20 protein-coding genes and 1 pseudogene are annotated in these 19958 nt (G+C 66.1%); 12 read left to right on the forward strand and 9 right to left on the reverse strand.

All coding sequences use genetic code 11. The features are described 5' to 3' along the window. The first annotated feature begins 9 nt into the window (after positions 1-9). The 3 genes from IWX81_RS05075 to IWX81_RS05085 all read left to right on the forward strand — a co-directional run bounded on the left by IWX81_RS05075 (position 10) and on the right by IWX81_RS05085 (position 3201). A complete protein-coding gene (locus IWX81_RS05075; RefSeq protein WP_199280121.1) occupies positions 10-840 on the forward strand; it encodes an arginase family protein in 831 nt (276 codons plus the stop codon). Between the two features lie 46 nt (positions 841-886). Continuing rightward, positions 887-1711 carry a crotonase/enoyl-CoA hydratase family protein gene (locus IWX81_RS05080; RefSeq protein WP_199280122.1) on the forward strand — a complete coding sequence of 275 codons (825 nt, stop codon included), beginning with the start codon at positions 887-889 and terminating at the stop codon, positions 1709-1711. 62 nt (positions 1712-1773) lie between these two features. Next, positions 1774-3201, forward strand: coding sequence for a dihydrolipoyl dehydrogenase family protein (locus IWX81_RS05085; RefSeq protein ID WP_199280123.1), 1428 nt, complete (start codon positions 1774-1776; stop codon positions 3199-3201). 29 nt (positions 3202-3230) lie between these two features. Here the strand turns inward: IWX81_RS05085 and IWX81_RS05090 are convergent, their stop codons facing one another. After that, positions 3231-4463 carry a glycosyltransferase gene (locus IWX81_RS05090; RefSeq protein ID WP_199280124.1) on the reverse strand — a complete coding sequence of 411 codons (1233 nt, stop codon included), beginning with the start codon at positions 4461-4463 and terminating at the stop codon, positions 3231-3233. A gap of 23 nt (positions 4464-4486) precedes the next feature. Between IWX81_RS05090 and IWX81_RS05095 the strand changes: the two genes are divergently transcribed. Next, positions 4487-4930, forward strand: coding sequence for a hypothetical protein (locus tag IWX81_RS05095; protein ID WP_334593111.1), 444 nt, complete (start codon positions 4487-4489; stop codon positions 4928-4930). Continuing rightward, positions 4927-5739 (forward strand): SDR family NAD(P)-dependent oxidoreductase, encoded by an 813-nt coding sequence (locus tag IWX81_RS05100; RefSeq protein WP_199280125.1) that lies wholly within the window; start codon positions 4927-4929, stop codon positions 5737-5739. The genes IWX81_RS05095 and IWX81_RS05100 overlap by 4 nt, the downstream gene beginning before the upstream one ends. 12 nt (positions 5740-5751) lie before the next feature. On the opposite strand, the gene IWX81_RS05105 is transcribed toward IWX81_RS05100, so the two are convergent. Together IWX81_RS05105 and IWX81_RS05110 are read right to left on the reverse strand one after the other, a co-directional pair. Continuing rightward, complete coding sequence (locus tag IWX81_RS05105; RefSeq protein ID WP_199280126.1) at positions 5752-6108, reverse strand: siderophore-interacting protein; 357 nt, start codon at positions 6106-6108, stop codon at positions 5752-5754. A 69-nt stretch (positions 6109-6177) separates the two neighbouring features. Then, positions 6178-7587: an amidase gene (locus IWX81_RS05110; RefSeq protein ID WP_199280127.1), complete on the reverse strand. Its 1410-nt coding sequence runs from the start codon at positions 7585-7587 to the stop codon at positions 6178-6180. An 86-nt stretch (positions 7588-7673) separates the two neighbouring features. On the opposite strand from IWX81_RS05110, the gene IWX81_RS05115 reads away from it, so the two are divergent. From IWX81_RS05115 to IWX81_RS05125, 3 genes are read left to right on the forward strand one after another with little or no spacing between them, the layout of a single operon-like run. Next, positions 7674-8030: a GntR family transcriptional regulator gene (locus IWX81_RS05115; protein ID WP_199280128.1), complete on the forward strand. Its 357-nt coding sequence runs from the start codon at positions 7674-7676 to the stop codon at positions 8028-8030. Continuing rightward, positions 8027-8908, forward strand: a complete 882-nt coding sequence (locus IWX81_RS05120; RefSeq protein ID WP_199280129.1) for an ABC transporter ATP-binding protein — start codon at positions 8027-8029, stop codon at positions 8906-8908. The genes IWX81_RS05115 and IWX81_RS05120 overlap by 4 nt, the downstream gene beginning before the upstream one ends. Beyond that, complete coding sequence (locus IWX81_RS05125; RefSeq protein WP_199280130.1) at positions 8905-9672, forward strand: ABC transporter permease; 768 nt, start codon at positions 8905-8907, stop codon at positions 9670-9672. The genes IWX81_RS05120 and IWX81_RS05125 overlap by 4 nt, the downstream gene beginning before the upstream one ends. Positions 9673-9745: 73 nt before the next feature. Here IWX81_RS05125 and IWX81_RS05130 read toward each other — a convergent pair whose 3' ends face one another. The 3 genes from IWX81_RS05130 to IWX81_RS05140 are packed head-to-tail and all read right to left on the reverse strand — an operon-like array spanning position 9746 to position 11523. Beyond that, complete coding sequence (locus IWX81_RS05130) at positions 9746-10327, reverse strand: GNAT family N-acetyltransferase (protein ID WP_199280131.1); 582 nt, start codon at positions 10325-10327, stop codon at positions 9746-9748. Between the two features lie 30 nt (positions 10328-10357). Continuing rightward, positions 10358-11032 carry a uracil-DNA glycosylase gene (locus tag IWX81_RS05135; protein ID WP_199280467.1) on the reverse strand — a complete coding sequence of 225 codons (675 nt, stop codon included), beginning with the start codon at positions 11030-11032 and terminating at the stop codon, positions 10358-10360. Then, entirely contained in the window at positions 11032-11523 is a 492-nt protein-coding gene (locus IWX81_RS05140) for a phosphoribosyltransferase (RefSeq protein WP_199280132.1), read from the reverse strand. The genes IWX81_RS05135 and IWX81_RS05140 overlap by 1 nt, the downstream gene beginning before the upstream one ends. A 41-nt stretch (positions 11524-11564) precedes the next feature. Between IWX81_RS05140 and IWX81_RS05145 the strand changes: the two are divergent. Continuing rightward, positions 11565-13059, forward strand: a pseudogene (locus IWX81_RS05145) (MFS transporter). On the opposite strand, the gene IWX81_RS05150 reads toward IWX81_RS05145, so the two are convergent. Then, complete coding sequence (locus IWX81_RS05150; RefSeq protein WP_199280133.1) at positions 13034-13882, reverse strand: SDR family NAD(P)-dependent oxidoreductase; 849 nt, start codon at positions 13880-13882, stop codon at positions 13034-13036. The pseudogene IWX81_RS05145 and the gene IWX81_RS05150 sit on opposite strands and share 26 nt — an antisense overlap. 32 nt (positions 13883-13914) lie before the next feature. Between IWX81_RS05150 and IWX81_RS05155 the strand changes: the two genes are divergently transcribed. Further along, a complete protein-coding gene (locus IWX81_RS05155; RefSeq protein WP_199280134.1) occupies positions 13915-15000 on the forward strand; it encodes an acyltransferase family protein in 1086 nt (361 codons plus the stop codon). Here the strand turns inward: IWX81_RS05155 and IWX81_RS05160 are convergent, their stop codons facing one another. Beyond that, the gene (locus IWX81_RS05160) at positions 15001-16566 is read right to left on the reverse strand and encodes an MFS transporter (RefSeq protein WP_199280135.1); all 1566 of its coding nucleotides are present in this window, start codon (positions 16564-16566) and stop codon (positions 15001-15003) included. Continuing rightward, positions 16563-17132, reverse strand: a complete 570-nt coding sequence (locus IWX81_RS05165; protein ID WP_199280136.1) for a PadR family transcriptional regulator — start codon at positions 17130-17132, stop codon at positions 16563-16565. The genes IWX81_RS05160 and IWX81_RS05165 overlap by 4 nt, the downstream gene beginning before the upstream one ends. A gap of 154 nt (positions 17133-17286) precedes the next feature. Between IWX81_RS05165 and IWX81_RS05170 the strand changes: the two genes are divergently transcribed. Then, positions 17287-18606, forward strand: coding sequence for a bifunctional o-acetylhomoserine/o-acetylserine sulfhydrylase (locus IWX81_RS05170; RefSeq protein WP_199280137.1), 1320 nt, complete (start codon positions 17287-17289; stop codon positions 18604-18606). Between the two features lie 75 nt (positions 18607-18681). Next, the gene (gene metX / locus IWX81_RS05175; protein ID WP_199280138.1) at positions 18682-19887 is read left to right on the forward strand and encodes a homoserine O-acetyltransferase MetX; all 1206 of its coding nucleotides are present in this window, start codon (positions 18682-18684) and stop codon (positions 19885-19887) included. The last annotated feature ends 71 nt before the right edge of the window (positions 19888-19958 follow it).

Consider the following 19958-nt stretch of genomic DNA (forward strand, 5'->3'; position numbering starts at 1 on the left):
AGTTCTCCCATGCCTGCCACCTTCGTCGTCGTGCCCCAGTGGCAGGGTTCCGGATCGTCCCGCGCCATGCGCCTCGTCGATGGAGCGGAGGCGATCCGGGGAGACCTGCCATCGTCGTCGACCGTGGCGGTCGACATTCCTCTCGAGGCCGGTGACACCCAGGGCACGGGTGTTCACCGGCTCAGTTCGATCATGCTCGTACGCGACCGGCTCGCCCAGGCGCTGCGTGAAGCGACGGGCACTCCGATCGTGATCGGAGGCGATTGCGGAGTCGAGCTCGCCGCGATCAGCCATGCCATGGAGTCCCCGGATGTCGCGGTCGTCTGGTTCGACGCGCATCCCGACCTCAACACACCGGAGTCGAGCCCGTCCGGAGCTTTCACCGGCATGGTGCTGCGCACTCTCCTCGGCGATGGCGTGGACCAACTGGTGCCGGCCGACGCAGTCGATCCGCGCCGGGTCATCCTCGCGGGAGCACGGTCGTTCGATCCCGCCGAAGACTCGTACATCGCGGAACAGAGCATCCGCTGCATCGAGTCGGGCGACCTCGACACCGAGACGCTCGTTGCCGCCGTGGAGGCCACCGGCGCGACATCCGTCTACATCCACATCGATCTCGACGTCATCGATTCGGCCGACTTCACCGGCCTCGGTTACCCAGAGCCGTTCGGGGTGACCGCGACCGCTCTGGTCGAGATCCTCAAAGGACTGCTCGCCCGCTTTCCACTCGTCGGTGCAGGGGTCACCGAATTCGCTCCTGCCTCTGTGGCCGCCGCGGCAGATGACATGCCGACGATCCTGAGGATCATCGGCGCGCTCAGTTCCGCCGCTCGCGCCTGACCTGCCCTCCCGACGCCGGCAGCAGACCGGCCCGTATGGTGGTGGTATGACCGCCCATGATGTCGAAACAGCCCCTTCCGCCGAGTCCTCCGCCCCCAGAGTCACGGTCGAGCGGGATGGCCACACCCTGCTTATCGGCCTGAACCGCCCCGAGAAGCGCAATGCCGCCGACGTGCACATGCTCCAGGAACTCGCGCTCGCCTACGGAATGCTCGATCGCGATCCCGAGCTGCGCGCTGGGTTCGTTTTTGCCCATGGCGACCACTTCACCGGAGGTCTCGATCTCGCTGATGTCTCCCCGCGCATCGGCCCGGACGGGCTCGACACTGTACCCGAGGGCGGCGTCAACCCGTGGCAGGTCTCCGGCGAGCAGATCTCCAAGCCCGTCGTCATCGCCGTGCAGGGCACCTGCCTGACTTTCGGCATCGAGCTGATGCTCGCGAGCGACGTCGTGGTCGCGGCCGACAGCACGGTATTCGGCCAGATCGAGGTCGCCCGTGGCATCCTGCCCTTCGGCGGCGCCACCATCAGGCTGCCTCGCGCGGTCGGCTGGGGCAACGCCATGCGATGGATGCTCACGGCTGACACCTTCCCCGTCGCCGAAGCTCACCGCATCGGTCTCGTGCAGGAGGTCGTGCCGCACGGTGAGCAGTATGCCAGGGGGCTCGAACTCGCGCACCGCATTGCCGCGCAGGCACCTCTCGCCGTCCAGGCGGCACTGGCGAACGCCCGGCAGGCCGTGCGATACGGGGATGCCGCGGCAGAGGCCGCCCTCCAGCCCGAGCTCGTGCGACTCGTGCAGTCGGAGGATGCCCGCATCGGCATGGAATCGTTCCTGTCCCGCACCCCCGCGAACTTCGTCGGCAGGTAGCCACCAACTCCAGCAGATTCGCGCAGAATGGTGGAGTACCCCATCGAACCGAGGAGCCGATCGTGACCACCGCATCAGACACCCATGTCGACGTCATAGTCATCGGAGCAGGGGCGGTGGCCGAGAACGTCGCCGACAGGATCGTGCAGGGCGGGCTGACCGCTGTCGTCGTGGAAAGCGAACTCGTTGGCGGAGACTGCTCATACTGGGCATGCATGCCGTCCAAGGCGCTCATCCGCAGCGGCATGGCCCTCAGGGCAGCCAAGCGACTGGGCGGGGCGGCCGAGGCCATCACCGGCGAGCTGGATGTCGCGGCGGTGCTGGCCCGTCGCAACAGTTTCACCCACGACTGGGACGACCAGAGCCAGGTGGACTGGCTCGATGGCGCCGGCATTGCGCTCGTGCGCGGCCACGGGCGGCTGAGCGGCACGAAAGAGGTCACCGTCACCTCGAGCGACGACTCCACGACCGTGCTCACCGCCAAGCATGCCGTCGTGGTGTGCACGGGCTCAGACCCGCTGCTTCCCGGGATCGACGGCCTGAAGGATACGCAACCGTGGACCCCGCGCGACGCGACGAGCGCCCAGTCAGCACCGGCGAGCCTCGGCATCATCGGCGGCGGAGTCGTCGCCGTCGAGATGGCGACCGCCTACGCGAGCTTCGGCACCGAGGTGACGATCCTCGCGCGTAGCGGCCTGCTGCAGGGCCAGGAGGACTTCGCGGGCGACATGGTCTCGGCGAGCCTGCGGGAGCTCGGTGTCGATATCCGCAGGGCCTCCCCCACGAGGGTGGAGTCGACCACGGAGGGCTTCGCGATCACGGTTGACGGCGAGGTGCTGCTCGTCGAGAAACTGCTCGTAGCGACGGGCCGGGCTCCGCGGTCATCCGACATCGGACTGGAGGTCGTCGGCCTCACACCCGGCGACTGGATCGAGGTGGATGACACCCTGAAGGTCATCGGAAGCGACTGGCTCTACGCCGCCGGCGACGTCAACCACCGGGCCCTCCTGACCCACCAGGGCAAGTACCAGGCGCGCGCCGTCGGCGATGTGATCGTCGCGCGGGCCCTCGGAAACCCCGTGGACGATGCCCGCTGGGGAGCGCACGTAGCGACGGCCGACCACGAGGTCGTGCCGCAGGTCACCTTCAGCGAGCCCGAGGTCGCCTCGGTCGGGCTCACCTCGCAGGCCGCCGAGAAGGCCGGCTACCGGACCCGTGTGATCGATTACAACCTCGGCTATGTTGCCGGCGCAAGCCTGCAGGCTGACGGCTACAAGGGCAAGGCACGCATGGTCGTCGACGAGAAGCGCAGGGTGATCCTGGGCGTCACCTTCGTCGGCCAGGACGTCAGCGAACTGATCCAGGCCGCCACCATCGCCATCGTCGGAGAAGTGCCGATCGACAGGCTGTGGCACGCGGTGCCGGCCTACCCCACGATGAACGAGATCTGGCTGCGCCTTCTCGAGACCTACGGTCGCCCGGGAAGCTGACCGTCAGCGCACCACGTCAGCGCACCACGTCAGCGCGCCACATCAGAGTAGATCCCGAGGAGGCTGGCCGCGGCCGTCCCCCACGTGAACCGCTCCGCGTGGGCCCGCGCCGTCAGCGACATCGCCGCGCGTCGGTCGTGATCCTCGATCATGATGGCGATCTCCGACGCCCAGTAGCGCGGCTCGCGCGTGCCGAGCAGCAGCCCGGAGACACCCTCGCTGACCGCTTCAGTGAGCCCTCCCGTGCGGAAGGCGATGACGGGTGTTCCCGCCGCAGCAGACTCGAGCGCCACGAGTCCGAACGTCTCAGAGAACGACGGCATGATCGTGACGGCCGCGGCCGAAAGCAGATCGGCGAGCGCGTCGCGGTGCAGGGCCCCGACGAACCTGACATCGGATGCCACGCCGAGCTCCATCGCGAGCTGCACGAGTTCATCCAGGAAAGTATCGTCACCGGGGGTGACCTCGCCCGCGACGACGAGAAGTGGCGTCCAGCCGCGCATCGCCCGTAACTCGGAGAGGGCGCGGATGGCCAGTTCATGACCCTTCAGGGGCTGCACACGCCCGGCGATCACCACGATCGGCTTATCCGGGTCGAGGCCCAGGGCCAGCCGGATGGCTTCGCAACTGGATTCCGTCCGCGGGCTGAACAGGCCGAGGTCGACCCCGGGGGGAACGATCCAGGTACGGTCAGCAGGGGCTCCCGCGAGGTCGATGAGCGCCGTCGCTTCTGCCGACGATGCCGCGATGATCGCGTCGGCCTGGTTGGCGATGAACCTCTCGCTGCGGAGCCGCTGCTCCGGCTCTGGGGCAGCATCCGACGCCGCCATCGCATTCTTCATCGCCCCGATGGTGTGGAAGCTCTGCACCAGCGGCAGTTGAAGCTCCAGCGACACGGGCAGCACCGCGATCCCACTCAGCCAGTAGTGCGCGTGCATCAGGTCCCACCCGCCGTCGCGCGCACGCGCGAGCCGCGCCACGGCCTCACCGAACTCGTCGGCCACCTGCGGCAGCCGTTCCTTGGGCAGCGGCCCCTGCGGTCCGGCCTCGAGTTCGTGGAGGGTGACGCCCGGCAACAACCTGCTCGATCCCGGTGCACCGACAGCGCGGGTCAGCAGATCGACTTCGACATCCCTGATCGCCAGCTCCGCCGCGATTCCCAGCACCGCGATGTTCAGCCCGCCGGCGTCCCCCGTGCCCGCCTGGGCGACCGGGGAGGTATGCATGGAGATCATCGCCACGCGTTGGATGCCTGCGACCATGTCGCCACTGTATTCTGCGAACCATGCCGACCGAGGGATCCCCCACCGCTGATCGCCCAGTCCGGACCGCCGGAGGCATCGTCAGTCGTGCCAGGCGGCTGCGCTGGCTGCGCGTCGTGGTGCTGCATCCCGCGATCGCACGGCCGGGCTACTGGTTCGCCACGGCAAGCGGATGGGTCTGGGGGGCTGCACTGGGGCGATTCAGGCTGCGACGCGCGGGGCCGCTGGTGGTGGCATCCGGTCTGCCGAAATGGGCGTACGGTCGAGGGGGGACGACGATCGGCGCCGTGTATCTGACGACAGACAACACGAGCCCATCGGTGCTGGAACATGAGGCCGTGCACGCCGCCCAGTGGAAGAAATACGGTCTCGCATTCATCCCGCTCTACATCGACGCGGGGCAGGATGCGAGGCACAACCGTTTCGAGATCGAAGCGGGGCTGGCAAAGGGGGGCTACGGCCGATGACGAAGACTGTGGTGATCACCGGGGCGAGCTCGGGAATCGGGGCCAACGCGGCCGGCCGGCTTGCTGCCGAGGGCTGGGAAGTTGCCGTCGTGGGCCGAAACCCCGAGCGCACCCGCAAGGTTGCTGCCGACATCGGGGGCACCCCGTTCCTTGCGGACTTCGATCGGTTGAGTGACGTGCGTGCGCTGGCGCAGAGGTTGCTCGAGCGCTACGAACGCATCGATGTGCTCGCCAACAATGCCGGAGGGCTGATCAACAAGCGTGGGCTGTCCGCCGACGGCTTCGAGCGCACCATCCAGCACAATCACCTCGCCCCGTTCCTGCTGACCAACCTCTTGATGCCGAAGCTCGTGGCGAGCAACGCGCGCGTGATCGGCACGGCGAGCCTCGCCAATACCTTCGGCAACCTCCGGATCGACGACCTGCAGTGGAAGAAGCGCGCGTGGCTGGGCGGCTGGCAGGCCTACGGCACCTCGAAGATCGCCACCATCCTGTTCACGCAGTCCCTCGCCGCCCGGAGGCTGGATGCCTACAGCTTCCATCCCGGATTCGTGGCGACCGGTTTCGGTGCCGATTCCGGGTTGATGAAATTCGGCCGGTTCGTCTCCGGCGGCACCATGGGGATCTCGGCAGAACAAGGCGCGACACCCCTCGTGCACCTCGCGACGGTCGAGACTGTGGATGCCGCAAACGGCACCTACTTCGATGGACTGAAGCCCGACGGCAAGACCCACAAGAGCGTTCATACGCCCGGCATTGCCGAAGCGCTGTGGACGGCGAGCGCACTGCTCGTCGGGCTCAAGCCGTAGAAAGAACCGCTGTCAGTTCGAGCTGAGCAGCCGGGCCTGGCCGTCGGCCGCGATCCACGCGTAGACGGTGCTCTCGCCGAACGCGCTCACCGGCAGCATCTCGGTGAGCCACGCGTCGACCGAGCGGCGCATGGCCTGGCCGCGGTCGCGCACCAGCCAGCAGACGGCGAACCTGCCCGGCGCATCGATCGACTCGATGTCGCTCTCGGACTGCACCTCGATGAACACCTGTCCGCGCGATTTTGCCGGCAGGGTCGCGAGGATCAGCCTGATCGTCTCGAGCGCGTTCTCGTCCCCCGCGAGCAGCAGCCTGTCGGCGTCGCACGGGTTCCAGGCGATGCCGGCAGCGAAGGTCTCTGAGGTGAACATGTCCCTTCAGTATAGGCATGCCTTACCTAACGTTGGGCACCCTAAGGCGATTCACAGCGGAGCCCTCGGTCACCACTGCGGCGGGTGTCGTTTCTGCCAGGCGATGCGCCGCTCCAGCTGTGCGCCGATCGCGAGCAGCACGTCTTCGCGACCCGGGCGTCCGATGAGCTGCACGCCCATGGGGAGACCGGCATCCGTCATCGACAGCGGAAGCGTGATCGCCGGCAACCCGCTGACGTTCACGAAACTCGTCCACGGTGTGTACTGCACCTGCTGGGCGAAATTCAGCTCCGGATCGTCCTGGCTGTACCAGCCGACAGGCCTCGGGGTCAGGGCGAGGGACGGCGTGAGAATCGCATCGAACGACGCGAATTGCCGGATGACGCTGCGCTCGAACAGCGCGAGCTGCTGCAACGCTGTCGCCAGGCCACGGGCATCCAACTCCCGACCTCGGGCGACCAGCCAGCGCGTGAGCGGCTCGAGGAGCTCGAGCTGTTCGCCCTCCGCCGGGATGTCCGCCGCTCCTGCCTGCCAGATCGTGCGGAATGCCGGAGCATACTCCGGGCTGCTCTCGAGCCTGAGCGGCTCTAATCCGTGACCGAGCGCATCCAATTCCGTTACCGCGCGTTCGAGCGCGGCCGAGGCCTCCGGCGAGACGGTGATGTCGTAGGAGTCGTCCCACGGCGAGGTGGTCGTCACGCCGAGCTGGAAGCGGCCCTCGCCGCGCACGGCGGCGTTCAGCAGAGCCCCACCGTCCCACGATGGCGGGCCCACCGACCACGGCGATGGCCCGGAGACGGCATCGAGCAGCAGGGCGGCATCCGCGACAGTGCGGGCGAGAGGGCCGGCTGCCACGAGCCCGCCGAGCGAGAGGAATCCGGATCCGGTGGGCACCCGGCCGCGTGACGGCTTGAGCCCGACGAGGCCGGTGGCCGCAGCCGGGATACGGATGGAGCCGCCCCCATCAGAACCCTGGGCGACGGGAAGCAGCCCGGCGGCGACGGCCACGGCCGCTCCCCCGCTGCTGCCGCCGGCGCCGAACGCTGTGTCCCACGGGGTGCGCGCGGGCGACCCGACCAGGGATTCGGTATATGCCGACAGGCCGAACTCGGGGGCACTCGACTTGCCGAGACTGACTCCTCCCGCTTCGTCCAGCGCAGCCACGATGTCGTCGGATTCCGCCGGGACGAAGTTCTCCATGAGCCTCGAGCCGAACGTCGTGCGCACCCCCGCACGCTGCCACAAATCCTTGTCCGCGAGCGGCAGCCCCCAGAGCGCGGCCGACTTCGGCACGTGCTGCTCTACGTGGCGCGCTCGCTCGAGTGCGGCATCCGGCGTCACAGTCGTAAAAGCGCCGAGACCAGCGTCGAGTCGCTCTATGCGCTCGAGGTAGTGAGTGGAGAGCTCGGTGGGCGTGACATCGCCGCGGCGGAGCCAGTCGAGTTGTTCCTGGGCGGTGAGGTGATGGAGTTCGAACACTTTTCGAGCCTACGTCTTGACAGAGCTCGCGTTAGCTGGTTGGTTAGTTACTACACCAACTAACCACACAACCGAAGGGGGTTTCGTTGGACGAATCGAGACCGATCTTCACGCAGATCGCCGAGCAGATCGAGAACGACATCATCACCGGGGTCATGGCCGAGGAAAGCCAGGCACCATCCATCAACGAGATCGCCGTCTTCTATCGCATCAATCCCGCCACCGCTCTCAAAGGCGTGAATGTGCTGGTCGACGAGGGCGCCCTGTACAAGAAACGAGGAATCGGGATGTTCGTCGCAACCGGAGCCCAGCACAGGCTCGTGGAAAAACGTCGACTCAGCTTCTCCGCGGAGTTCATCCGTCCACTCATCGCCGAGGCAGGCAAGCTCGGCATCACCACGACACAACTCACCGCGATGCTCACCCAGGAAGGCACAGAATGACCGCCATCGTCGAGGTATCGGGCCTCACCAAGCGCTTCGGCAGCCTCGCCGCCGTCAACGACATCTCGTTCTCCATCGAAGAGAACAGGATCTGCGGCCTTCTCGGTCGCAACGGCGCCGGAAAGACCACCCTCATGCAGCTTCTCACCGGACAGGACTTTGCGACCCACGGCGACCTCAGGGTGTTTGGCATGTCCCCCGTGGAGAACGCGTCGGTGCTTCACAACATCTCGTTCATCAAGGAGAGCCAGCGCTACCCCGACGATTTCCGCGCCAGGCATGTCATGAAGAGCGCACCGTGGTTCTTCAGGAACTGGGATTCAGACCTCGCAGAGCGGCTGGTCGATGACTTCCGGCTCCCCCTGGACCGCAAAATCAAGAAACTCTCCCGCGGCCAGCTCTCGTCGATCGGCGTGATAGTCGGGCTCGCCTCGCGCGCGCCCCTCACGTTCTTCGACGAGCCTTACCTCGGCCTCGATGCCGTCGCCAGGCAGATCTTCTATGACCGACTGCTCGAAGACTATTCCGAGCACCCTCGCACGATCGTGCTCTCGACCCATCTCATCGACGAGGTCGCGAATCTTCTCGAGCACGTGCTCGTGATCGATGACGGTCGCATCATCATCGACGAGGAGGCCGAGACACTCCGCGGCAGCGCCACGACGGTGGTCGGCACCCGGGCCGCCGTCGACTCGTTCGTCGGCTCTCGCACGGTGCTGCACCGCGACGGTATCGGCGGTCTCGCCTCGGTGACCGTCACGGGTCTCTCCGCACAGGAGCGAGTGGATGCCGCGGCCTCCGGCCTCGAGCTGGCACCCGTCTCCCTGCAGCAGCTGATCATCCATACGACCAACACCACCGACAGGGAGTTCGCATGAGCACCACCACCACCGCCCACGCCCCCGCGACCGCCCTTCAGCGCGTCGTGAATGTGATGAGGCTGCACTTCGCCAACCCGTGGACGACGATCATCCTGCCGTGGATGATCCTCGGTGTCATTTTCGCCGCCAACGTGGCCCTGTGGTGGCTGATCCTCACCAACCTCGACTCCTCGGCGGATCGTTCGGACGTTGCCGACGGGCTGCAATACAGCGGCGCGAGCATGTTCATCTTCTTCTACATGACGGTCGTCGCAGTGCAGGCCATCAGCGTGACGTTTCCCTTCGCGCTGGGCTACGGCGTGACTCGTCGCGACTACTACCTCGGCTCCGCTCTGACCTTCGTGGTTCTCGCCGCGATGTACAGCGCCGGGATGACGGTCCTCTCGGTGATCGAAGAGGCGACAGGCGGATGGGGGCTCGGCGGTCGGATGTTCACCGCGGTCTACTTCGGCGACGGAGGATGGCCCGAGCGCCTCTTCGTCTTCTTCACCGCGTTCTTGTTCTTCCTGTTCGTCGGAGCGGCTATCGCCACGATCTGGGTGCGCTGGAAGGCGATGGGACTGACTGCCTTCTTCGTCATCCTCGGCCTGATCGTCATCGTCGCGTTCGCTGTGCTGACCTTCACCTCGGGCTGGGCGGTCGTCGGCGACTTCTTTGCCGGAGCCGGCTGGCTCGGCTCCTTCGCCTGGAGCCTGGTGGTCACCGCGGCTGCCGGCATCACTGGCTTCTTCATCCTGCGCAGGGCGACGCCCCGCACCTGATAACCGGCGCGAGCGGGCGGTCTGGGCGGGGGTCGGTGTCCAGCTCCTGGAGTCGGGCGGAAAGCACTAGCGACTATTTCCGCAGCGCCAGCCTCATCGTCACGGTGCCGAGCCAGCGGTCGAACTTGAAGCCGACCCCGCCCATGTGACCCACATCCTTGAAGCCGAGCTTCTCGTGCATCCGGATCGACGCATCGGCGTTCTTATCGGCGATGACCGCGATGATCTCGCGGACCCCCGCCGCACGGGACCGGCTGATGAGCTCGACCATCATCGCCTTGCCGAGCCCTTTGCCCGTGGATGCCGGACCCAGGTAGATGTGATTCTCGACGCTCACGCGGTATGCGGCCTTCGCCTTCCAGGGGTAGACGTAGGCGAATCCGAGCAGTTGCCCACTCGGGCTGACCGCGACGATGAACGGGAAGCCGCGCTGCGTCACGTCGTCGAACTTCTTGCGGATCACCGGGAAGGTCCACGGCGCAGCATCGAAGGTGATCGACGAGTTCAGCACGTAGTGGTTATAGATCTCGCGGATGCTCGGCAGGTCCCCGAGCTCTGCCGTGCGCAGTTCGAACGAGAACGGTGCCTCGGGAACCGGCGCGGGCCGAAGATGAGGGGGCAGCTGGCGACGCGGCTGGTATTCCTCTTCGAGCATGAATTGAGCCTAGTCATCGCAACCAGTTCATTACCGCAATGACCAGTCGACGGGGCCCGCGCCCTGCTCCTGCAGCAGAGCATTCGCGCGGCTGAAGGGCCTGGAGCCGAAGAAGCCATTGCGAGCGGAGAGCGGACTCGGATGCGCACTCACGACGGTGGGGGTGCTTCCGAGCAGCGGGCCGAGGCTCGCGGCATCCTTCCCCCACAGGATCGCGACGAGCGGGCCACCCCGGTCGACGAGCGCGCGGATCGCGGCATCCGTCACCGCCTCCCAGCCCTTGCGGCGGTGAGATCCAGACGCCCCTGCCTCCACGGTCAGCACCCGGTTGAGCAACATCACACCGTTTTCGGACCACGACGTGAGGTCACCGTGCGTCGGAGCCTCGATACCGAGGTCATCGTGCAGTTCCCGGTAGATGTTCTGCAGGCTCCGCGGAACGGGACGCACGTCGCGGTCCACCGAGAATGACAGCCCGACGGCGTGGCCAGGGGTGGGATAGGGATCCTGCCCCACGATGAGCACCCTCACCCCGGAAAGCGGCGCGGCGAACGCGCGGAACACCCTGTTCCCGGCGGGCAGGTACGTGCGGCCCGCGGCGGTCTCACCCCTTTGGAAGTCACCCATGGCGGCGATCTGGGGGCCCACCGGTTCGAGGGCGGCAGACCAGCCGGGGTCGATCAGTCCGGCGAGCGGCCCCGGCATCAGGCGGCCGCTTCCTCCGGGGTGACCGGGGGACGTGCCGACCAGGGGAAGTCGATCCACCGATCCGTCGATTTCCAGTAGTAGGTGGGCTCGAGCACGGTGCCCGGCTTCGAATACAGGCACACCGTGCGCACCTCGGCGCCGCCCAGCTCGAGCAGTTGCACGACCATGGCGAGAGTGCGGCCCGAGTCCGAGACGTCATCCACCAGCAGCACCTTCTTGCCGACGATGGATGCCTCGTCCAGCAGTGGCGGCATCATCACGGGTGCCTCCAGCCGGGTTCCGACGCCCGTGTAGAACTCCGCGTTGACGGCGCCGCAACTCTTGGCTCCGAGGGCATACGCGATGCTGCCGGCCAGCAACAGCCCGCCCCGAGCGATCGCGACGACGATGTCTGTCTCGAATCCGCTGCGCACAACCTGCGTGGCGAGCGCCCGGGACGCGGTTCCGAAGTCGTTCCAGGTCAGGATCTCGCGCGCATCATCAGCCATGTCACAACGGTAGTGGCACGGTGAGGCACTACGCTCCCGTCATGAGTCTTCTTCCCGGGAAATCGGCGCTGCGCGGTAAGGCTGGAGCCATCACCTTCGGGCTGATCGGCTACCTGTTCCTCGTCGAGATCGTCAGCGGCATCCTGCAGGGGTACTACGTTCCACTGATCACCGACCTCGTGACCTACCTCGGCATCAGGGACGCGGACTTCAACTGGTTCGAAGCCGCCCAGTTGCTGCTGTCTGCTCTCGTCGTGCCCGTGTTGGCGAAGCTCGGCGACATGTACGGTCACAAGAAAATCCTGCTGATCTCGACGGTGCTCACCGCCCTGGCGAGCTGGGGGCTGGTGCTCGCCGACAACTTCGTGACCTTCCTGATCGCGTGGGCCCTGCAGGGGTTCTACGTCGTGTGGCTGCCGCTGGAAGTCGCCCTGATCTTCGATCGCGGTCGTCGGACAGGGCGCGGCGCATCGCAGACCCGCAAGGCTGCCGGATTCCTCGTGGTCGCCCTCGAGGCCGGCGCCATCATCGGCGCGCTCCTCGGCGGCCGCGTCTTCGGCTGGACCGGCGAGAACGTGCCGGTCACGCTCATGATCCCCGCGATCGCCGTGACTCTCGTGTTCTTCGCGATCCTGTTCGGTGTGCCGGAGTCGACCCCGCTGCCGGGGCGTTCACTCGACTTCGTGGGGTTCAGCATCCTCACCATAGGTCTGCTCCTCATCACCTCGGGGCTCACCTTCCTGAGGCTCAACGGACTCGAGGCATGGTGGGTGTACCTGCTGATCGCGGCGGGTATCGCCACGTTCATCCCCTTCACACGCTACGAGTTAAGGCAGAAAGACCCGGCGATCGACCTCAGGGTACTTGCCCAGCCGAACATGTGGCCCGTGCAGCTGACGGCGTTCCTGATCGGTATCAGCCTCCTCGGGGCCCAGGCTCCGCTCAGCGCCTACGCCGGCACCGATCCGGCCAATGGATACGGGCTCGGCCTCGACTCGACCGACCGGTCGACGCTCATCGGGGTGTACCTGATCTCGATGATCGGCGGGGCGCTGCTGTTCCCGATCGTCTCGCGGAGGCTCTCCCCCAAGGATCGCCCTCATCATCGCCGCATTCTTTGTCGCAGCCGGATACCTGCTGTTCATCCCGTTCCACCTCGAGACGTGGCAGGTGTTCCTGAACATGTTCATCGCCGGCATCGGGTCGGGCGCTCTCGTCGGCGCCATGCCGGCTGCGGCGGCCGCTGCGGCGCCGCGGGGCCAGACCGGGGTCGCCGCAGCGCTCACGAACACGACGAAGACCATCGGCGGATCGTTCGCCTCGGCGATCTTCGGAATCGTGCTGGCGATGGGAGTCGTGAGCCTGGCGGGAAGCACGGCGTCGAGCCTCTCCGGCTACATGACCGTGTGGTCGATCTGCGGAATCGGTGCACTCGTTGCCGCGGTGCTGCTGTTCCTGGTGCCGAAACTCGCGTTCGCCGACGTCGACGATGTGCTCGAACCCGGCGGGGTCAGCGAGTCGTCAACTCTCCCCTGATGACCTTGTGCGGCGCGGCCTGGGCGACGGGCTTGATCGTCACGAGGTCGAGGTTCACGTAGAACGGCAGTTCGAGCATGTGCACGATAGCCGTGGCGATGTCTTCCGCGTACAGCGGATTCGGCACGTTGTCGTAGACGGCATCGGCTTTGGCCTGGTCGCCGCCGAACCTCACCAGCGAGAATTCATCGGTGTGCACCATCCCCGGGGCGATCTCGGTGACCCGGATCGGCTCCCCCGCGAGCTCCAGCCGCAGCACGCCGACCATCGACGCGAGGGCGTGCTTGGCCGCGACGTATCCGCCGCCGCCCTCGTAGGCGACATGACCGGCGATGGACGTGACGGTGAGGATGTCGGCGCTCGTGCCGGGCGTGACGCCGGCCCTCAGCAGCGGCAGCAACGCACTCGTCACCCTCTTCACTCCGACGACGTTCACATCGAACATCCGGATCCAGTCCTCGGGATCGCTCGACTCGACGCTGTCGAGCCCCAGTGCCCCGCCCGCGTTGTTGACGAGGGCATGGATTGGGCCGAGCGTCTCGAGATAGTCGCGCAGGGCATCCACGTCGGACTGCACCGTCACGTCGGCGACGAAGACCTCGGCTCCGGTCTCGGCGGCGAGCGCCTGCAGCCGGTCGGCGCGACGCGCGACACCGACGACCCCCCAACCGTGCTGGCGCAACAGCCTGACGGTGGCGGCACCGATGCCCGAGCTCGCTCCGGTGACGACGGCCCGCCTGGTGGCGGCTGTTGCTGTGGCGGCGCTTGCTGTGGTGGCGCTTGCTGGGGTGGCGGATGCGACGGATTCGGGCTGAAGAGTCATAGGACAAAAATAGCGCGGCTATTCTGGGGCGGGTGACGATCTCAGCACCCACGATCCCCGCAGCGGGGACGAAAAAGCGCGTTCCCCTGTGGGACAACGCACGATTCCTCGCCGTGACTCTCGTCGTGGTCGGCCACAGCATCCAGCGGATGACCGGCGCCTCAGACAGCGCCTACATCGTCTACCTGCTGATCTACTCGTTCCACATGCCGGCCTTCGCTGTAATCAGCGGCTATTTCTCCAAGCCGGGGCCGCCGGACGCGGCGCAGATGAAGAGGGTGCTCACCGACATCCTGCTGCCGTATTTCATCATGGAAGCCATCTGGACAGTCGTGCAGTTCCTGGCGACCGGCAGCCAGGACTTCAACCCCACGAAAGCCAGCTGGACGCTGTGGTTCCTGTTGGCGCTGGCCATCTTCAGGCTCGTGCTCCCCTATCTCGCGCTCATCCGCTTCCCGCTGGCACTCTCCGTCGTGCTGTCGATCGCGGTCGGGTACTGGAGCAACGTGGATAACACGTTCTCGCTGTCTCGCGCGTTCGGCATCCTCCCGTTCTTCGTGCTCGGGTGGCAGCTGAAGCGGTGGGGGCTCATCGACCGGTGGAACGAGGCGCCCGCGCGTGCGAGCCTCTGGATCCGCGCAGGAGCCGTTGCCGTCGTTCTCGTGTGGATCGCCATCGTCATCGTGAACGTCGACCAATTCCGCGCCATCTCGCTGCAACGCTGGTTCTTCTACGACGACCCGTACTCGGAGTTGGGGGCCGGCGTCTGGTGGGCGGGGGCAGCCCGCCTCGGCTTCATCCTGCTCGCCACCACCCTGATCGCCGCATTCATCGTGCTCGTGCCCCGCAACAACACCCCGCTCACCGCGTGGGGGCAGGCAACGATGTACATCTACCTGCTGCACACGTTCGTGCTCTACCCGATCCGGGAATCCAGCCTCCTCACGGGCGACAATCCGCCCGTCTGGCTGCTTCCGCTCATGATCCTCATGGGAATCGGTATCGCGGTCGTCCTCGGAACGCCGATCGTGCGCAAAGTCTTCAGGCCCATCGTCGAGCCCCGAGCATCGTGGCTGTTTAACGACCGGGATGGGCTGAAGGCCCCGCGCCAGCCCTGATCAGTGCAGCTGGACGCGCTTCGGGAGGGTGAAGACGAGCGCCAGAGCCACGAGCGCGAAGCACGCGCTGACGAACATCGCCACGGTCGCCGCCTCGGTGAAGTGCGCGGCCAGCACGATCTTAGAGATGGCTTCTCCGGCGAGTTCGGGGGTCGCATAGGTGCCCGCCTTGAGCGCTTCGCCTACCTTCTGCTTGATCTCGTCGGCGACGCCGCCGAGGTTCGCCACCGCGAACAGCACACTCGAGACGACCGCGATGCCGATCGCGCTGCCGATGCGCTGCATGGTTCCGATGACCCCACTCGCGGCGCCCGCCTCGGACTGGTCGACTGTCGCCACGATGAATCGGCTGTTCGGAGCGATGAAGAAACCGTTTCCGACACCGGCGATGGCCAGTGGACCGAGCAGCATCCAGTTGGTGAGATCAGTGCCGGGAATGGTGAGCAGGATGACCCACAGCGAGATGAGGCCGAGGAACACTAGCCCGGCGCCGAGGACGAGCACACCCCTGCCGAGCTGTTGGGCGATTCTGTCGCTCTGCGACGCCGCGATGATGTTGCCGATGGCGAAGGGGATCGTGACGAGCCCGGATTCGAGCGCCGAATTTCCGAGTCCGGCCTGCCACAGCAGAGCGATGGTGAAGAAGATGCTGGTGAAGGCCGCGAAGTACACGAGCGCGAGGATGGTCCCTCCCGTGAAGGCCGCATGCGAGAACAGCCGTGGGGGCACGAGCGGAGAGATGCCGCGCGCAGCGAGGCGACGCTCCCAGAACGCGAAGAGCACCAGGAGCACGATTCCGCCGGCGATCGAGAGATACGTCCAGAGCGGCCATCCCTCTTCCTGGCCCTGGATGAGCGGCACAAGCAGTGCGACGAGCGAGCCCGCGAGCAGCACCAGCCCGACACCGTCCAGGGACAACTTCGCACCCTGTGAGAGTTTCGGCAGGACGATCACTGCTGCTACGAGTCCGGCGACGCCGATGGGGAGGTTCACGAAGAAGATGTAGCGCCAGCCGCTCTGTTCGCCGAACGCCTGGATGAGAAGACCGCCCACGATCGGGCCGAGCGCCGACGATACTCCCAGAACAGCGCCGAGGATCGCGAACGCCTTGCCCCGCTTCATGGGCGGGAACAGCAGCTGGATGAAGGCGGTCACCGGTGGGAAGAAGATTCCGCCACCGAGACCCTGCAGCACTCTCGCCACGATCAACTGCGTCGAATCCTGGGCGACTCCGGCGAAAAGGCTTGCTGCCGTGAACAGGGCGAGCCCGGCGAAGAACACCCACTTATGACCGATGCTGTCGCCGATGCGACCGGCCGGGATGAGTACGAGACCGAAGGCGAGGGCATAGCCGGAGATGATCCACGCCAGGGTCGCCTCGTCGGCATTGATGCTGTCCCGGATGGTCGGCAGCGCGACGTTCACGATGGTGGTGTCGAGCAGGGACATGAAGAGCCCGACCATGAGTACCGCGAGCGAAGCCCAGGCGCGCTTCTCGCTGACGCCTTCGGGTGGTGTCCACTGGGGACGACCGGATGGTGGAGCAGTTCGGGTGCTGTCGGTCATGACTTTGCGCTCTTTCTCACGTTTTCATCGGTGATGATCTCGGGCATGGCCGCGAGAAGTTCTTCGTGCCAGGCGATCTCGCCCGTCAGTCGGTGGTACTGGTGCCGCATGACATGGCTCTCCATGAGGGTCAGGTACTGGCGGATCTGTGCACCGTGCTGCTCCGCGTATTCCCGCCGAGCCTTCAGCTCGGCCAGCCGCTCCCGCAGCGCCGCCACGAGCCCATCCATATCGTCAGAGTCGTACCGGGCAATGGCCAGGTCGACCGGATCGTGGCGGTAGACGATGTGCTCGATGCCGTCGCGACGGAGCTCGGCGAGCATCGCACTTCCGGACTCGGTGATGCCATAGATCTGGCGCTCAGGATAGTTGCCTTCGCGTTCCGTGCGACGTTCGACGATGAGGTCATCCGCTGCGAGTCGCTTGATCGCCCCGTAAATAGCCCCGGGTCCGAAATCGGTCCAGTTGTCGATGCGCTCTTCTTCGGCGAGCAGCCGGATGGCGTGGCCGTGCATCTCGCCGCGCTCCGCGAGGGAACCGAGAATGAATAATCGAATGGATGACACGCAACTAGTCTCGCAGGAGTACTCGCGAAAAGGAAATCGTGCGTTACGAGTTGTGTCGCGACTCCATTGCTGCCGCTGGGGCTCGACCGTATGCTCGCTGTCGAGGCCAGATCCGCATCGGTGGCCCGACCGAGCAGTGTGAAGGAGATACCCGATGAGTGACTGGAAATTCGAGACCAAGCAGGTTCATTCCGGGGCGCAGCCGGACCCGACCACGAATGCTCGAGCGACGCCGATCTACAAGACGACCTCATACGTCTTCAACAGCACGGAACACGCCCAGAACCTGTTCGCCCTCGCCGAGTTCGGCAACATCTACACGCGCCTGATGAACCCCACCACCGACGTGCTGGAGCAGCGGGTCGCCGCGCTCGAGGGCGGAACTGCGGCCCTCGCGGTGGCATCCGGATCCTCCGCCGTGACCTACGCCGTGCTGAACATCGCGGGCGCCGGCGACCATATCGTCTCGTCGTCGTCGATCTACGGCGGCACCTACAACCTCTTCAAGTACACGCTCAGCAAACTCGGCATCGAGGTCACCTTCGTCGAGGATCAGGATGACGCTGCGGAATGGGCCGCGGCCGTCCGCCCGAACACCAAGCTGTTCTTCGCCGAGACGATCGGGAATCCGAAGATCAACATCCTCGACATCGAGCGCGTTGCCGCCGTCGCCCACGAGCACGACCTGCCTCTCATCGTCGACAACACGATCGCGACGCCGTACCTCATCCGCCCGATCGAGTTCGGTGCGGACATCGTCATCCACTCCGCGACCAAGTTCCTCGGCGGGCACGGAACCGTCATCGCCGGCGTCATCGTCGACGGCGGAAAGTTCCCCTGGGCGGCCAACGCTGAGAAGTTCCCCGGGCTCACCGAGCCCGACCCGAGCTACCACGGTGCGAGCTACACGACAGTGCTCGGCGATGCGATCGCCTTTGTCATCAAGGCGCGGGTCACCATCCTCCGCGACACCGGGGCAGCACTCTCACCGGACAGCTCGTTCGCCATCATCCAGGGGATCGAGACGCTTAGCCTGCGCATCGAACGACACGTCCAGAACGCGCAGGAGGTCGCGGAATGGCTGGAGAACCACGATGACGTCGCCTCGGTGAACTATTCGGGCCTTCCCTCGAGCCCGTGGTACGCCGCGGCCAACAAGTACGCCCCCCGCGGCGTCGGCGCCGTCGTCTCATTCGAGCTCAAGGGTGGGGTCGATGCCGGCCGTGCCGTGGTCGAGAACGTCGAGCTGTTCAGCCACCTCGCGAACATCGGTGATGTGCGCAGCCTGATCATCCACCCCGCGTCGACCACCCACTCGCAGCTCACCCCCGAGCAGCAGCTCACGACCGGGGTCACCCCTGGCCTGATCAGGCTGTCGGTCGGAATCGAGAACGTCGACGACCTCAAGGCCGACCTGCAACTCGGGTTCGACGCGGCCCGCAGCATCGCCAGGGCCGCGAGCGCCTCCGCCTAGCGACAGCGCACGATCGGGGCGCCGTCGTTGTAACAAACGACGGCGCCCCGCTTTGTTCGCGATACTTGAAGAGACATGGACTGGCAAACCTCAGAAGACACGGTTCCTTCGGCCTTCATCACCGAAGCCAATGCGCGCTCAGTGCTGGGTAAACCGCCTGCGTCCGGGGCCTGGCGAGAAGGTGATCCGTCCGGCGACCGGCACTTCCTGTCGATCGGGCATGTGGCACTGGAACGTGGCGGCGAGCTGCCGTCCGTCCGCGTCGCCTTCGAGACCATCGGCACGCTGAACGCGGATTCGAGCAACGCGATCCTGATCTGCCACGCGCTCACCGGCGACAGCCACGTGGCGGGGCGCCCCGGCCCCGGCCATGCAACCGGCGGATGGTGGAACGACCTGGTCGGGCCGGGCAAAGCGATCGACACCGATCGATGGTTCGTCGTCGCCCCTAATATGCTCGGCGGCTGCCAGGGAACCACGGGCCCCGCCTCATACTCCCCCGACGGCGCGGAATGGGGGCCACGATTCCCCTTCGTCACCATCCGCGACCAGGTGGATGTCCAGCTCGCGCTCACGAACGCTCTGGGCATCGACCGCTGGGCCGCGGTCATCGGCGGCTCGATGGGCGGCATGCAGTCGCTCGAGTGGGCGGCGAGTTATCCGGAACGCCTCGAACGGGTTGCGGTGCTGGCAGCACCTCCGCTGTCGAGCGCAGACCAGATCGCCCTCAACTCGGTGCAGATCGAGGCTGTGAGAATCGATCCGGCGTTCGCCGAGGGCGAGTACTACGAGGCGGCAGACGGTGATGGACCGCACCGCGGGCTCGCGCTCGCACGACGGATGGCGCTGCTCAATTACCGGTCATCGAGCGAACTCAATGACCGGTTCGAACGCAGTGCCCAGAGCGAGGTCAGCCCTCTCGGCGACGGCGGCCGGTACGCCGTCGAGAGCTACCTCGACTTCCACGGAAACAAGTTCACGCGCCGCTTCGATGCCAACAGCTACCTGACGCTGCTCGCGGCCATGAATTCCCATGACGTGGGTCGCGGGAGGGGCGGCATCGTCGCGGCCCTCTCGAAAGTGACCATGCCCGCCCTCATCCTCGCCATCGACAGCGACAGGCTCTTTCCCGTGGCGGACCAGAACCAGATCGCGGCGAATGCCCCTGGCAACATCGATGGAGCCGTCCCTCACCTCATTTCATCGCAGTTCGGCCACGACGGATTCCTCATCGAAAACGCACTCGTGGGCCCCCAGATAGAGCGATTGCTCGGCACCTGAGTGCCGGGCGCGCCGATACTGGTCGGCACACCCACGAATTCGGCATTGAACCGCGGAGCGCCACCCCCTTT

Origin of the sequence: Salinibacterium sp. CAN_S4 (assembly GCF_015752305.1) — a bacterium.
Lineage (GTDB): Bacteria > Actinomycetota > Actinomycetes > Actinomycetales > Microbacteriaceae > Rhodoglobus.

What these genes read in the sequence shown, in the direction of transcription:
- IWX81_RS05075 (WP_199280121.1), top strand. Translation starts at nt 10, where the DNA reads ATGCCTGCCACCTTCGTCGTCGTGCCCCAGTGGCAGGGTTCCGGATCG.
- IWX81_RS05080 (WP_199280122.1), top strand. Translation starts at nt 887, where the DNA reads ATGACCGCCCATGATGTCGAAACAGCCCCTTCCGCCGAGTCCTCCGCC.
- IWX81_RS05090 (WP_199280124.1), bottom strand. Translation starts at nt 4,463, where the DNA reads ATGGTCGCAGGCATCCAACGCGTGGCGATGATCTCCATGCATACCTCC.
- IWX81_RS05095 (WP_334593111.1), top strand. Translation starts at nt 4,487, where the DNA reads ATGCCGACCGAGGGATCCCCCACCGCTGATCGCCCAGTCCGGACCGCC.
- IWX81_RS05100 (WP_199280125.1), top strand. Translation starts at nt 4,927, where the DNA reads ATGACGAAGACTGTGGTGATCACCGGGGCGAGCTCGGGAATCGGGGCC.
- IWX81_RS05105 (WP_199280126.1), bottom strand. Translation starts at nt 6,108, where the DNA reads ATGTTCACCTCAGAGACCTTCGCTGCCGGCATCGCCTGGAACCCGTGC.
- IWX81_RS05120 (WP_199280129.1), top strand. Translation starts at nt 8,027, where the DNA reads ATGACCGCCATCGTCGAGGTATCGGGCCTCACCAAGCGCTTCGGCAGC.
- IWX81_RS05125 (WP_199280130.1), top strand. Translation starts at nt 8,905, where the DNA reads ATGAGCACCACCACCACCGCCCACGCCCCCGCGACCGCCCTTCAGCGC.
- IWX81_RS05130 (WP_199280131.1), bottom strand. Translation starts at nt 10,327, where the DNA reads ATGCTCGAAGAGGAATACCAGCCGCGTCGCCAGCTGCCCCCTCATCTT.
- IWX81_RS05135 (WP_199280467.1), bottom strand. Translation starts at nt 11,032, where the DNA reads ATGCCGGGGCCGCTCGCCGGACTGATCGACCCCGGCTGGTCTGCCGCC.
- IWX81_RS05140 (WP_199280132.1), bottom strand. Translation starts at nt 11,523, where the DNA reads ATGGCTGATGATGCGCGCGAGATCCTGACCTGGAACGACTTCGGAACC.
- IWX81_RS05150 (WP_199280133.1), bottom strand. Translation starts at nt 13,882, where the DNA reads ATGACTCTTCAGCCCGAATCCGTCGCATCCGCCACCCCAGCAAGCGCC.
- IWX81_RS05160 (WP_199280135.1), bottom strand. Translation starts at nt 16,566, where the DNA reads ATGACCGACAGCACCCGAACTGCTCCACCATCCGGTCGTCCCCAGTGG.
- IWX81_RS05170 (WP_199280137.1), top strand. Translation starts at nt 17,287, where the DNA reads ATGAGTGACTGGAAATTCGAGACCAAGCAGGTTCATTCCGGGGCGCAG.
- metX (WP_199280138.1), top strand. Translation starts at nt 18,682, where the DNA reads ATGGACTGGCAAACCTCAGAAGACACGGTTCCTTCGGCCTTCATCACC.